Origin of the sequence: Mycobacterium sp. MYCO198283 (assembly GCF_021213805.1) — a bacterium.
Lineage (GTDB): Bacteria > Actinomycetota > Actinomycetes > Mycobacteriales > Mycobacteriaceae > Mycobacterium.
In genome coordinates, this window is the sequence record NZ_JAJQJI010000003.1 from 210,770 (window position 1) to 223,778 (window position 13,009).

Here is a 13,009-nt window from a genome sequence, read left to right on the forward strand (position 1 = left end):
ATTTCCATCGAGCTTGCCGCGAGTTGGCTGGCTCTACCATGGGAGGAATTGCTACCCCGGTCCGTGAAGCCAGGCTCGGGTGACAAGTTCCACTCCCGCTAAGGTCGCGTTGCTGGGTGCTCAACGGTGCTGTCGCAGCCTGAGAGAATCGCGCGAGGATGAACCCCAAGAACGTCTACCTGAAGGAGCTGGGCCAGTTCCTCCAGGTTCAACGTGCCCGGATAAGCCCTGAGCAGGCGGGCCTCACCGCCGCCGTAGCTGCGCGTCGTCGTGTCAGTGGTCTGCGCCGCGAAGAGATTGCCGACCAGGTATCGATTAGCACGAACTACTACGCGCGGATCGAACAGGGCCGCATGGCTCCCTCGCTGCCCGTTCTCGAAGCGATCGCCGATGCGCTCCACCTCACCGGCGATCAGCGCGCCTACGTCCAGGGCCTCGCGCATCAAGCCGGGATACGCACCACCCCGTGGCGCCCACCGGCGTCGGCGGGGGTAGCATCCCAGATCCGGCGCCTGCTTGATCAGTTGAGCACCACCCCGGCGATGGTCTTAGGCCGGCACCTGTCGATGCTCGCGTGGAACGCCCCCATGGCCGCCGTTCTGCCCGCCCTGGCCACCATGGCGCCGCGGGAGGCCAATTATGCGCGGCTTGTGTTCACCGTCCCGGAAATGCGCACATTGTTCCCCGACTGGGAGGCGGTGGCCCGCACGTGTGTGGCGGTGCTGCGGATGGAAGCCACCGCTCACCCTGACGATCCCGAGCTACTGGCACTGCGCATTGAGCTATCCCAGTACGAGGATGACTTCACCACCTGGTGGGCCGACAGACATGTCTCTCAACCCAGCTTTGGCTGCAAGTCGATCTGTCATCCAGACCTCGGCGAAATAACCTTCGACTGGAGCATGTTCCGCGATATCGCCGCTCCGAGCCAACGCCTGGCCTTGTGGTCGGCCGCAGACGATGGCACCCGCGAAAAGCTTCGAACCCTAACGTCCAAACCCTGACCCGCGGCGCCTCCGCCGTCTCGAGTCTAGAGAACTGTGACGGCTCAGTTTCTGTCGCGGCTCCGCTCGTTCGCCCGCAGGGATGTCGGCGTGGTGGCGGTTCCGGCTTGCGTGCAACGCAGTCGTTGTCACATCCACTGCGTCACGGTCTTCCGCTCACTTTGGTTGCTTCCGATCAAGGTCAAAGGGATCTGCGCGGTTGAGGCGGATCATGGCGCGGTGCAGCGCTGCCGGGGTGGGTGCTTCGGGGAGTGGAGGCAGGGGGGCGTCGGGGGCGGCGTAGGAGCGCAGCATGTGCGCGACGAGGCGGCGCCAGGCGTCGGGGGCGTCGTCGCCTGCGGCGTTGATGACCCCGGCGTTGGCCATGAGCAGGACGATGAGGTCCTCGCTGGTGAAGTCGTCGCGTAGGTGCCCGGTTGCTTTGGCTCGGGTGATGACTTCGAGGAAGCTTTCGTAGGCCTCGGCGCGTCGGGTCTCCATGATGCGGGCTGCGGGGAAGGCCATGGTCAGGACGTCGGCGAAGCCTCGGTCGGCGGCTTGCATGGCGCACACCGCCCAGATGTAGCTGGTGAAGCCGTGCCAGGGGTCTGGGTCGGCGAGGGATGCGGTAACCGCGGCGGCGTAGGCGTCCATGCGGTCGGCGAAGACGGCGCTGATCAGTTCGCTGGGATCGGCGAAGCGACGGGACAGGGTGGCTTTGCCGACGCCAGCCTCGCGGGCGATGGCGGCCATGGACACGCCAAGCCCCTCGCGGGCGTAGAGGCGGCGGGCGGCAGCGAGGATGCGTTCCCGGTTGCGTTCAGCGTCCACCCGCAGTCCGGTCTCGCCTAAGCGTTCCGAGGAGGCTGCGCTACTGGTCATGACCTGATCATAGACAAGTGGAATGCACTACCCAGTTCCGCTGTTACAGTGGGCGTAGGAAACGGAAAGGCCGTTTCACTTATCAATAGCGTCGTGACACATGCGCCGGGACGTAAGTCGCTCGCTTTCACCTGCTCCGGCTCTGTCCTGTCCCATCCAGCAGAAAGAAGTCACTACTGTGCCCACCATCGCCTCGTCGGTGCCGGCCCCGGCATCGGCCTGTCCCTCGCCCGCACCTTTGGCACCCGCGGCTTCGACGTCGCCCTGATCTCGCGCACCAAGGACAAGCTCGACGCACTCGTAAGGCAGCTCGCGACCGAAGGCGTCACCGCCGCGGCGTTTCCCGCGAACGTACTGGACCGGCCGTCGCTGACCGCCGCCCTCCACGCAGCCAAGGAACACTTCGGGTCACTCGATGTCTTGGAGTACTCCCCGGCCACCCGGGATTTCGCACTCGCCACCCCCACCGAAGCGACAGTCGAGAATCTGCAGCCCCAAATCGAGTACATCTTCTACGGCGCGGTAGCCGCCGCACGCGCGGTGCTGCCGGCGATGCGGGAGGCCGGCGCGGGCACCCTGCTGTTCACCACCGGCGGAGGCTCGGTGAATCCGGTACCGATGCTGGCCAATGTCAACGCCGCCGGCGCCGCGCTGCGCAACTGGGTCATCAACCTGAACCAGGAACTGGCCGACAGCGGCGTCTACGCAGCCCACGTAGCGCTGACCGTGTGGATCGGCGAAGGCGGCCCCGAAGGCATCCCGTCAGCCAAGCCGGACGACATCGCACTTCTGTACTGGGAGCTGTACGAAACCCGCGACCGCGCCGAAGCCCACTATCCAGGCTGACCCCGCGCCCCCGCCAGAGCGAACAGACTGCGAGACCGGTGACTGTCGCTTGCGTCCGCAAGCGAGAACCGAAACGGCACAAGATGTTTCATCCGGTGTATGCCCCATTCCTTCCTCACGTGTCGAACAGACAGGAACAGAGAGAACATGAAGGTCTTCCTGATTGGCGGCACCGGCCAGATCGGCAGAGCCGTCGCGCGCGAACTCGCCGACAACGGACACACGCCGGTCGTACTGGCCAGGTCCGAAGCGTCCAAGGCGAAGATCATCGACCCGCGGATCGGCTTCGTCGACGGCTCGGTCGAGGACGTCGACCTGCTCCTTGAGCAGGCCGGCCAAGCAGATGCCACGGTGTACCTCGCGGTGAACGGGCCCCAGGGCGGAACCCCCGCTGACCGCGCCGCCATTGACGGGATCCTCGACGCGTACGCCGGCACCGACAAAGCCTTCGTGCTCACCAGCGGCCTACTGATACTCGACGCATCGAACGATCCGTTCATCACCTCGGCGACGCCCTACACCACGAACCCGGCGGTGGCGTGGCGTGCGGCGCTCGACCGGGACGTGCTGGCCGCCGCGGACCGCGGTGTGCGCACCATGGTGATCCGCCCGCCCTTGGTCTACGGAAGAGGCGGTGAGAGCGTCTTCATCCAGAGCCTGCAACGCCATGTGGCAGCGGGCAATCCCGCGTTCTACATCCGCGACGGATCGAACCGCATCGCGACCATCCACGTCGACGACCTCGCGCGCATCTACGTCGCCGCCTTGGTAGAAGCTTCTCCCGGAATGTCCTTCAACGCCGTCGGGGCAAGCGTCCTGGGCTACGACCTCGCACACGCCCTGGCGATCGCCGCCGGGTCGAGTGCGCCTGTCAGCCTCACCATGTCCGAGGCCGTCGACGCGTTCGGCCCCGGTGCCGCAACCCTGGCACTGGACCTGCGGACCTCCGACATAGACCTCGCAGCCATCCTGGGCTGGAGCCCGCGCAGCGACTCGCTGCCGCTGGCGTTGATCCAAGGAGATTCGGCTCGACTGACGGCACCCGAACGGGCCAGCGACCCAGCGCCGTATGGCGACCGACCCCACGAAGGGGCAGCGCAATGGGTACCGACGAGTTTTCCCCGAATGGAGGCATCGTCGACACCGATAGTCGAACCGTCTCACCGATATCGGGCACGATCGGTGACTGGGGACCTGCGGTCACGGCGGGTCACGGCGACGTGACGATCACCGGCGACGCGGTCGCGTTGACCGACGTGCAGCTGTTGGCGCCGATCGAATGTACGGCCACGGTCTACGGCGTCGGGATGAACTACTGGAGCCATCTGGAGAAGCTGGGCCAAACCGAGCCCCAGTAGGCGTTGCCCATTCACGGCGGCGCGAGAAACCTACAACGATTGGAGACGATTTGACCGAGCGACCAGTACATGCCTTCGAGGTGATACGCACCGAGAAGCTCACCCCCCACATGATTCGAATAGTGCTGGGGGGTGACGGTTTCGACACCTTCGTCCCCAGCGACGCCACCGATGCTTACGTCAAGATCCTCTTCTTCCCAACCGCCATCGACACGGCGGAGCTGCAGCTTCCGCTGACGATGAACAGTTTCGCCGAACTGCCGGCCGAGAACCGGCCGGTGATACGCACCTACACCGTCCGGTACGCGGATCCAGTGAACCGACAGATCGCCATCGACTTCGTCACCCATGGCGACCTCGGCGTCGCGGGTGCGTGGGCGGGCCGAGCCACCCCCGGCGAGCCCGTCTACCTGATGGGCCCCAGCGGCGGCTACACACCCGATGCCAACGCAGACTGGCATCTGCTCGCCGGCGATGAATCCGCAATCCCGGCAATCAGTGCAGCTGTGGCCGCGCTGCCCGCAGCAGCCATCGGGCAGGTATTCATCGAAGTCACCGGACCCGACGATGAACTGCCGCTGCCGACCCCCGACGGCGTGCAGGTGCAGTGGATCCACCGCGGAGGACGCGCCGACCTGGTGCCGGAAAGTCAAGCAGGAGACAACGCTCCGCTGATGGCCGCCGTCAGGAATGCACCTTGGCTCCCCGGCCGGCCTCAGGTCTTCATCCACGGCGAAGCGCAGACCGTCATGCACAACCTGCGGTCTTACATCCTCAAGGAACGCGGCGTCGATGCCAAGAGCGCCTCGATCTCGGGGTACTGGCGCCGTGGACGGACCGAAGAGGGCTTTCGGCAATGGAAACAAGACCTCGCTTCAGCCGAAAACCACTGACCGCGACAATTGACCCGACCCCGACCTCGCCTTCTTCGCCCGCATCACCCGCCACTACGGCAACGATCCCGACGCCTTCACCGGCTCAGGCGAGGACCGCGCCGTCCTTCGACTCACCCCAATTCGAGTGGTCACCCACGGCCGAAAAGCTCTGCAGGAGTGTCCTTTCCACAACACCTTCGAAGCGAGAGGACGGAGAGAAGAATGAAAGTCGTGCTGATCGGTGGCACCGGCTACATCCGCCGAGCCGTCGCCCGCCAAGTCACCGAGCACAGGCACACAGCTGTAGCGACGCTGACCGACCCGCGGGTCCACCGTGGCTGACGAACCGCGGATCGAGACGACCAGCCGCACGCTGTGCGGTTGGGGGCGTCGCATCCACTCCCGAGCAGAGGTGTTGTCGACACCGGACGTCGACGTGCTCGCAGCAGCTGTGCGGTCGGCTGGTCCGCGCGGTGTCATCGCGCGCGGTTTGGGCCGCAGCTACGGCGACCCCGCGCAAAACGGCGGCGGGCTGGTCATCGACATGACCCCGCTGAACCGGATCCATCACATCGACCCCGACACCGGAATCGTGGACCTGGACGCTGGGGTGAGCCTCGATACGTTGATGCGTGACGTCCTGCCACACGGCCTTTGGGTACCGGTCCTGCCCGGCACCCGCCAAGTCACCGTCGGCGGCGCGATCGCCGCCGACATTCACGGCAAGAATCACCACTCCCATGGCAGCTTCGGCAACCACGTGCTGTCGATGGACCTGCTTAAAGCCGACGGCTCCATCACCACACTGACCCCCGACGGCCCCGAGTCCGAGTTGTTCTGGGCGACAGTGGCAGGCATGGGCCTAACCGGCGTCGTGCTGCGCGCCCGAGTTCGCATGAAGCGCACCGAAACCGCCTACTTCATCGCCGACCACGACCGCACCCGCAATCTCGATGAGACGATGGAGCTGCTCACCGGCGGCTCCGATCAGGGCTACGACTACTCCATGTCGGTTCCCGACACCATCTCCACCGGTTCTCGAATGGGCCGGGCCGGCTTCACCCGCGGATCGCTGGCCACTCTTGATCAACTCCCGCCTAAGCTCCGTCGAGATCCTCTGCGGTTCAACGCACCTCAACTGTTCACGGTGCCTGACATCGTTCCGAACGGACTGGTCAACGGCGTCACCTCGCGAGTCATGGCGGAGGTGGCCTACCGCATGTATCCCCAGCGAGGTCGGGGGGCGATCCAGAATTTGACGCAGTTCTATCACCCGCTGGATCTGCTCGGCGAATGGAACCGGGCCTACGGCAAAGCGGGCTTCCTGCAGTATCAGTTTTCAATCCCCTTCGGCGCTGAGCAGCAACTCGGCGAGGTCATCAAGCTCATCGCCCACTCCGGGCATCAGTCATTTCTCAACGTTTTCAAACGCATGGGTCCTGGCAACCGAGCCCCGCTGTCGTGGCCACACCCGGGTTTGATGCTCAGCCTCGACTTCCCGATCAAACCGGGCATCGGGCCCTTCCTCAACGAGGTAGACGAACACGTTCTCGACATGAAGGGCCGACTGTACTTTGCCAAGGACTCCCGAACCAGAGCACACCACATCCCGCAGATGTATCCCCGGCTCAATGACTGGCGCGCCATCCGCGCCAAGGCGGACCCAGATGGGGTTTTCATGTCCGATCTGGCGCGGCGCCTCGAACTGATCCCTGGGAGCTAGTTCCAGCGGGTGTCTCATTTCTATACAAACGAGACACTGCGAGGAACTCCGCCACACGCCCGAGAGGATCGCCAACCCGGCGTCTCCCGCGGTGGGTTGGCGGCCGCGGCGGCCAAGGTGCCCGAGATCACCGCGGTATTCCGAGCATTTCGCCGCAACGCCGTCGTCACGTTTCTGGTGCGCCTACGTGTTGACCCGTCCCTGCCCGTGGCCGCCGTCCTGCTCACGACGATCGTCGTCATCCTCGGCCTCGTCGCTGTGCGCAACCGCCATCCTCACCAGGCGACCTGCAGTGACGGCAGGCCGTAGATGAAGTGGAAGCTCCGGAACGCCACGTCCTCGAACGCTTCGGCGAGCCGCAGCGTCGGGAACCGTCGCAGCAGCGCCGGGAACGCGATGCGCATCTCCATGCGGGCCAGCGGGGCGCCGAGGCAGTGGTGGACGCCGTGGCCGAACGCCAGGTGGCCAGGCAGGTCGCGGCCGATGTCGAGGACGTCCGGGTGGTCGAGGTACGCGGGGTCGCGGTTGGCCGACGGCAGCGACGCGAACACCAGCTGGCCGGCCGGGATTCGGACCCCGGCGACGTCCACCGCGGTGGTGGTCACCCGGGGGATCGCGGTGTGCACGATGGACAGCCACCGCAGCAGCTCCTCGATCGCCGGCGAGACGGCGGCCGGGTCGTCGCGCACCGCGGCGAGCTGGCCGGGGTGGCGCAGCAGCGCGAGGGTGCCGAGCCCGAGCATGTTCGACGTGGTCTCGTGGCCGGCGAGCAGCAGCAGCCCGGCGATGCCGATCAGCTCGTCGTCGGTGAGCTCGTCGCCGTGCTCGCGCACCAGCATGCCGAGCATGTCGTCGCCGGGGGCGCGCCGCGCGCCGGTGACCAGCGCCGCCATGTAGTCGCGGCCCGCCCGCTGCAGCTCCAGGCGCTCGTCGATCGGGAGCGACAGGTCGAGTTGGCGGGCGCTGCGGTGCTGGAAGTCGGCGCGGTCGGCGTAGGGCACGCCGAGCAGCTCGCAGATCACCAGCGACGGGATGGGCAACGCGAACGATTCGACGAGGTCGGCCGGCCCGCCGGTGCGCGCCATCGCGTCGAGGTGCTCGTCGACGATCTCGACGATCCGGGGCTCGAGGCGCTTCATTCGCTTGACGGTGAATTCGCCGGTGAGCATGCGGCGCACACGCTGGTGCTCCGGCGGATCGAGCGCCAACAGGTTGCCGGCCCGCGCGGCGGCCTGCTCGGCGGTGCCGACGGATGGCGCGAAGGCGGCCGGACGGCCGTTGGCGAACGTGTCGTGGTCGCTCAGCACCCGCTTGACGTCGTCGTGGCGGGTGACCAGGTACGCCGGCCAGCCCAGCGCGCTCGTCACCCGCAGCACGCCCTCGTGCTCGCGGATGGCGGCCAGTTGCGGGGTGGGGTCGAACCCGTCGCGGCGCATGTGCAGCGGCGGTGCCTGGGTCACCTCTTCGACGGTACCGACTGCCCGATGGCCCGCCGAGAACACCGTTGTTGCCGCTTTCGAGGCCGAAAAGGCGCAAGAACGGTGTTCTCGGCGAGCGGGCTCAGGGGCCGACGCGGACCGGCCACCAGATGCGCGGCCCGATCAGCGTGAACAACGCCGGGATCACCACCGTGCGGACGATGAAGGTGTCGAGCAGGATGCCGAGGCCGACGATGATGCCGACCTGGGTCAGCGCGATCAGCGGCAGCACGCCGAGGACGCAGAACACCGCCGCCAGCACGATGCCCGCGCTGGTGATGACGGCGCCGGTGGCCGACACCGCGCGCACGATGCCCTCGCGGGTGCCGTGGTCGGCCGACTCCTCGCGGGCCCGCGTCACGAGGAAGATCGTGTAGTCGACGCCGAGCGCGACCAGGAACAACAGCGCGAACAGTGGCGTCGCGTTGTCGAGCGCCGGGAAGCCGAACAGCTGGACGCTCACCCAGCCGCCGAGGCCGAGCGCGGCCAGCGCACTGAGCACGGTCGCGCCGACCAGCACCAGCGGCGCCAGCGCCGCCCGCAGCAGTATGTACAGCACCGCGAGCACCACCAGCAGGATCAGCGGGAAGAGCACCAGCCGGTCGCGCTGCGCGGCGTCGCGGGCGTCGAGCGCCTCGGCGTCCGCGCCGCCGACCAGCGCCTCCGGATCAGCTTGCCTCACCGAGGTCCGCAGCGCGGTGACGGTGTCGAACGCCCGCGCCGAGGCCGGTTCGGCGACGGTCACCACGCTCCAGCGCGTCAGCCCGCCCGGCGAGGTGCCGGTCTGGGCGGCGGAGACGACGCCGGGGGTGCCGTCGATGGCGCGCTGCACGTCGGCGGCGCGGTCGGTGGCGGCGACGACGGTGGTGGGATCGGTGAGGCCGCTGGGGAAGTGCTCGGACAGCGTCTCGAAGCCGGTGACCGATTCGGCCTTCACCCGGAACTGGTCGAGCTGGCTGAGCCCGACGGACGTCGTGAGGATGGCCCCGGCCAGCAGCGCGAGCACCAGCACCGAGACGGCGGCCACCCGGCCCGCGTGCCCGGACACCCACGCCGCGATGCGGTGCCACACCCCGGTGTTCACCGACGGGTTGTCGTGGCGGCGAGGGATGAACGGCCAGAACAGCCGGGTGCCGCACAGCGCGAGCAGCGGCGGCAGCACCACCAGCACGAACAGTGCGGCGATCAGCAGCCCGGACGCCGCCTGCACGCCGAGGCTGCGGGTGCTCGGTGAGGTCGCGAACGCCAGCGTGAGCAGCGCCAGCACCACGGTCGCGTTGCTGGCGGCGATGGCCGGACCGGCGTGACGGACCGCGGTGCGCAGGGCGTCGCGGTGGCCTCGGTCATGCTCGACGCGCGAGCGCTCATCGGCCTGCCGCTCTTCGCGCGAGCGCTCATCGGCCTGCCGCTCTTCGCGCGAGCGCTCATCGGCCTGCCGCTCTTCGCGCGAGCGCTCATCGACCCGCTCGAGCTCCTCGCGGTAGCGGGAGATCAGCAGCAGCGCGTAGTTGGTGCCGGCGCCGAACACCAGCACGCTGGTGATGCCGGAGGTGGAGCCGTCGACCGACAGCCCGAACGCCTCGGCCGCCGCCGTGCCGGCGACCGAGCCGACGCGGTCAGCGAGCCCGATGACGGCCAGCGGCACGAGCCACAGGATCGGCGACCGGTAGGTGACGATCAGCAGCAGCGCCACCACGGCGCCGGTGACCGCGAGCAGCGTCACGTTGGCGCCCTTGAACGAGTCGGCGATGTCGGCACCGAACGCCGGCCCGCCGGTGATCTCGGCCCGCAGCTGCGACGGCAGGCTCTCGCGGGCGGCCGCGCGCAGGCGTTCGACCTCGTCGGTGAGCGAGAACCCGGTGAGCGACGGGTCGAGGGGCACCGGCGCCAGCGCGGCCTCGCCGTCGGCGGACACCTGCAGCGGCGGCCCACCCGCCGCGGCAGCCGGCGCCAGCCGGTTGCGGGCCGCGTCCACGGCGGCGATGTCCGCCGGCGACAACCGGCCGTCGTCGGTGCGGGTCACCACAAGGATGACGGGCGCCTGGTCGCCGCCGGGGAAGTGCGCGGCGGCGGCGGCGGCCCGCGCCGCTTCGGTGTCCGCGGGCAGCACCACCGGTGAACGCTCGGCGCCCCCGCTGCTGCCGAGGAGAGCCATCGCGGCAGCGCCGGCGACCACCAGCAGTACCGCGAGCGCCCAGGACCGGCGGGACGTGACGACGGCGGCGAACCGCATCCAGGCGGGCATGTCCAAAGCTTATTAAGTTGCTTAACGGTTAATCAAGTTAACATTGTCGGGTGAACGACGACCGCGCCGGACTCGAGGACGGCATCGCCGCCGACGTGCGCGCGCTCGCCGCGGAGTCCGAGGAGATCGGCCGGCGGTTCTGCACCCGCAACCAGCTCAGCGCCAACGACTTCCGGGCGCTGCAGCACATCTCGGTCGCCGAGAGCGCCGGCGCCCCGCTGACGGCCGGTGAGCTCAGCCAGCGGCTCGGCGTCACCGCGGCCGCCGTCACCTATCTCGTGGAGCGGATGATCGCCTCCGGCCACATCCGGCGCGAGCCGCATCCGGTCGACCGCCGCAAGATCAGCCTGCGCTACACCGAGCGCGGCCTCGACGTGGCCAGCGCCTTCTTCCGGCCGCTCGGCGAGCACACGCGGCGCGCCATGGCGGACCTCTCCGACGACGACCTGGCCGCCGCGCACCGCGTCTTCCGCGCGGTGATCGACGGCATGCGGAACTTCCAGGAGGACCTCGGCGGCTGACTGCTGCCGTCTCAGCTCCGGAAGCGGCCCGCGAACCCGCGCAGCGGCACGTCGGCGCTGGTGAGCAGGCCGGGCGGGGCGGCCACCACCGAGGCGATCGCGTTGAGCGCCGGCAGCCCGGTGACGGTCATCCCGATGGAGGCGAACGACGCCGGATCCCGGAGGTCCACACCGGGTTTCGGGAAGATCATGTGCTTGTTGTAGACGCACGGGTCGCCGGTGATCTGGGTGATGTAGCAGCCCTTGATGTTCCAGCTCGGGTCGGTGTGCGGCGTCATCTGCCATTCGAGGTGGGTCTCGATGCGCGGCACGCCGTCGACCATGCCTTGATACTTGATGTAGTTCCCGCCGAGCGAGCCTTTCGGCAGCTGGTACCAGCCAAGGTCGACGTCCTTGGTGCAGGCGCCGAGCTCGTAGCTGAAGGCCACCTCGTCGAGCTCCACGCCGAAGCAGTCGGCCATCAGCAGCACGCTGTCGGCGAACACGCGGGTGTAGCGCTCCAGCTTGCCTGGAATCGCCGGATCGGCAACGGGCAGGCCGTATCCCACCTCGATCCACGTGTCGCGGCTGTGGTGGCAGGACACGTCGACGCTCTCGACGGTCGTCACGTTCTCGATCTCGGCGACGTCGGCCGAGCACACCACGCCGAGGATCTGGTTCAGGCCGGGGTTCATGCCGGTGCCGTAGAACGTCGACCCACCCCGCTCGCACGCGTCGGCGAGCAGCTGCGACACCGGTTTTCCGGACGGATGCGGGTGGTTGGTGTCGCGGTGCCAGCCGGTGATCCAGTCGGCGGTGGTGACGATGTTGATGCCCGCCTCGAGCACGCGCACGTAAAGGTCCTCGTCGGGGAACACGCCGTGGAAGGTCAACACGTCGGGCCGGGCGGCGATGATCTCGTCGACCGAGCCCGTCGCCGTCACGCCGATGGGGCCGATCCCGGCGATCTCGCCGGCGTCGCGGCCCACCTTTTCCGGTGTGTAGCAGTGCAATCCGACGAGCTCGAGGTCTGGCCGGTGCTGCAGCCGTTTGATCATCTCGGTGCCGACGTTGCCCGTCGCGACCTGGAACACCCGGATCGGTGCGCTCATGGTTCAGCCTTCTCGTCGGCGGGATAGAACTGCTCGGCCCACCGGCGGATCGCGGTGAACCCTTCGTACTCGGCGGTGGCGAGGGCCGGCGGATCGGAATACCGCTGATGCGACCAGATGTGGATGTCCTGGGTGAACTGCCGGATCACCTCGTCGCCGAATTGCCGCGCCTTACGTTCGGCGCGCACGTCGTCGCGTCCGGGGGTGCGCCCGATGTAGACCATGAACCGCACGTCCGACGTCGCCTCGTCGACCGGGGTGACCGCGCTGATGGTGCGGTTGTCGACCATGCCCCAGCTCTTGGTGACGGCGATGCCGAGCCCGCCGTTGATCGCCTCGACGCCACTGCGCACGTCGTCGATCGACTGCTGCTCGTCGCCCTCGAACGTGATGGTGAAGTCGACGCGAGCCACCGGGCCGGCGAAGTCGTGGCGGGTGAACACCGGCACGATCGGCGTCTGGTGCACGTACTTGAAGTGCGCGAAGTCGACGCCGTTCTCGAGCACGTACTGCGGATGCAGTTCCAGCGCTTGCCGGAACAGCCGCTGCTGCGGGTAGTAGTCGGCGGCGCGGCTGCCGTCCCCGAACGCCGAGAACACGTCGGGCACATCGAAATACGGCTCGCGGCCCGGTGCGTCGTGCCAGATCCAGATCGCCTCGTTGCGCTCGACGGTGGGATAGGTCGGCATCCGGCGGCCGCGGTTCGGGCGGTCCTGGTAGGGGATGCAGACGTTGCGGCCTTCGGCGTTCCACTGCCAGCCGTGGAACGGGCACTGGATCACCTCGCCGACGACCGTCCCGCCGAACCCCAGGTGCGCGCCGACGTGCTCGCAGTAGGCATCCATCACGGCCACCCGGCCGGACTCGGCGCGCCAGGCGACCAGCTCGCGGCCGAAGTAGCGCATCGCGTGCACGTCGCCGGCGCCGACCTCGTCGGACCACGCGACGCAGAACCAGCCGGTCGGGCGCATCGACAGCGGCGGCTTCGCCATTGCTCGACAATCACA

At 68.1% G+C, this 13,009-nt stretch carries 13 protein-coding genes; 8 read left to right on the top strand and 5 right to left on the bottom strand.

What is annotated here, in order from left to right:
* The first annotated feature begins 158 nt into the window (after nt 1–158).
* The gene (locus LV457_RS07595) at nt 159–1,004 is read left to right on the top strand and encodes a helix-turn-helix domain-containing protein (RefSeq protein WP_232170178.1); all 846 of its coding nucleotides are present in this window, start codon (nt 159–161) and stop codon (nt 1,002–1,004) included.
* 156 nt (nt 1,005–1,160) lie between these two features.
* Here LV457_RS07595 and LV457_RS07600 read toward each other — a convergent pair whose 3' ends face one another.
* The gene (locus tag LV457_RS07600) at nt 1,161–1,865 is read right to left on the bottom strand and encodes a TetR/AcrR family transcriptional regulator (protein ID WP_232170179.1); all 705 of its coding nucleotides are present in this window, start codon (nt 1,863–1,865) and stop codon (nt 1,161–1,163) included.
* 93 nt (nt 1,866–1,958) lie between these two features.
* Here LV457_RS07600 and LV457_RS07605 point away from each other — a divergent pair, with 93 nt between their 5' ends.
* The 6 genes from LV457_RS07605 (at nt 1,959) to LV457_RS07630 (ending at nt 6,976) form a co-directional block, all read left to right on the top strand.
* Entirely contained in the window at nt 1,959–2,711 is a 753-nt protein-coding gene (locus LV457_RS07605; protein WP_232170180.1) for an SDR family oxidoreductase, read from the top strand.
* A gap of 147 nt (nt 2,712–2,858) precedes the next feature.
* Entirely contained in the window at nt 2,859–3,935 is a 1,077-nt protein-coding gene (locus tag LV457_RS20180) for an NAD-dependent epimerase/dehydratase family protein (RefSeq protein ID WP_232170181.1), read from the top strand.
* Nucleotides 3,932–4,069, top strand: a complete 138-nt coding sequence (locus tag LV457_RS07615; protein ID WP_374198759.1) for a hypothetical protein — start codon at nt 3,932–3,934, stop codon at nt 4,067–4,069. The genes LV457_RS20180 and LV457_RS07615 overlap by 4 nt, the downstream gene beginning before the upstream one ends.
* Before the next feature lie 50 nt (nt 4,070–4,119).
* Complete coding sequence (locus tag LV457_RS07620; protein WP_232170182.1) at nt 4,120–4,962, top strand: siderophore-interacting protein; 843 nt, start codon at nt 4,120–4,122, stop codon at nt 4,960–4,962.
* A 316-nt stretch (nt 4,963–5,278) separates the two neighbouring features.
* The gene (locus LV457_RS07625) at nt 5,279–6,667 is read left to right on the top strand and encodes an FAD-binding oxidoreductase (RefSeq protein ID WP_232170183.1); all 1,389 of its coding nucleotides are present in this window, start codon (nt 5,279–5,281) and stop codon (nt 6,665–6,667) included.
* 117 nt (nt 6,668–6,784) lie between these two features.
* Complete coding sequence (locus LV457_RS07630; protein ID WP_232170184.1) at nt 6,785–6,976, top strand: hypothetical protein; 192 nt, start codon at nt 6,785–6,787, stop codon at nt 6,974–6,976.
* Here the strand turns inward: LV457_RS07630 and LV457_RS07635 are convergent.
* Both LV457_RS07635 and LV457_RS07640 read right to left on the bottom strand, forming a co-directional pair.
* Nucleotides 6,943–8,103, bottom strand: coding sequence for a cytochrome P450 (locus tag LV457_RS07635; RefSeq protein WP_232170435.1), 1,161 nt, complete (start codon nt 8,101–8,103; stop codon nt 6,943–6,945). The two genes, LV457_RS07630 and LV457_RS07635, sit on opposite strands and share 34 nt — an antisense overlap.
* A gap of 124 nt (nt 8,104–8,227) precedes the next feature.
* Nucleotides 8,228–10,390, bottom strand: a complete 2,163-nt coding sequence (locus LV457_RS07640) for an MMPL family transporter (protein WP_232170185.1) — start codon at nt 10,388–10,390, stop codon at nt 8,228–8,230.
* A 50-nt stretch (nt 10,391–10,440) separates the two neighbouring features.
* Here LV457_RS07640 and LV457_RS07645 point away from each other — a divergent pair, with 50 nt between their 5' ends.
* Entirely contained in the window at nt 10,441–10,911 is a 471-nt protein-coding gene (locus LV457_RS07645) for a MarR family winged helix-turn-helix transcriptional regulator (RefSeq protein ID WP_232170186.1), read from the top strand.
* An 11-nt stretch (nt 10,912–10,922) separates the two neighbouring features.
* On the opposite strand, the gene LV457_RS07650 is transcribed toward LV457_RS07645, so the two are convergent.
* Both LV457_RS07650 and LV457_RS07655 read right to left on the bottom strand, forming a co-directional pair.
* Nucleotides 10,923–12,002, bottom strand: a complete 1,080-nt coding sequence (locus LV457_RS07650) for a dihydrodipicolinate reductase (RefSeq protein WP_232170187.1) — start codon at nt 12,000–12,002, stop codon at nt 10,923–10,925.
* Nucleotides 11,999–12,994: a Rieske 2Fe-2S domain-containing protein gene (locus LV457_RS07655; protein WP_232170188.1), complete on the bottom strand. Its 996-nt coding sequence runs from the start codon at nt 12,992–12,994 to the stop codon at nt 11,999–12,001. Before LV457_RS07655 ends, LV457_RS07650 begins: the two co-directional genes overlap by 4 nt.
* Between the last annotated feature and the right edge of the window lie 15 nt (nt 12,995–13,009).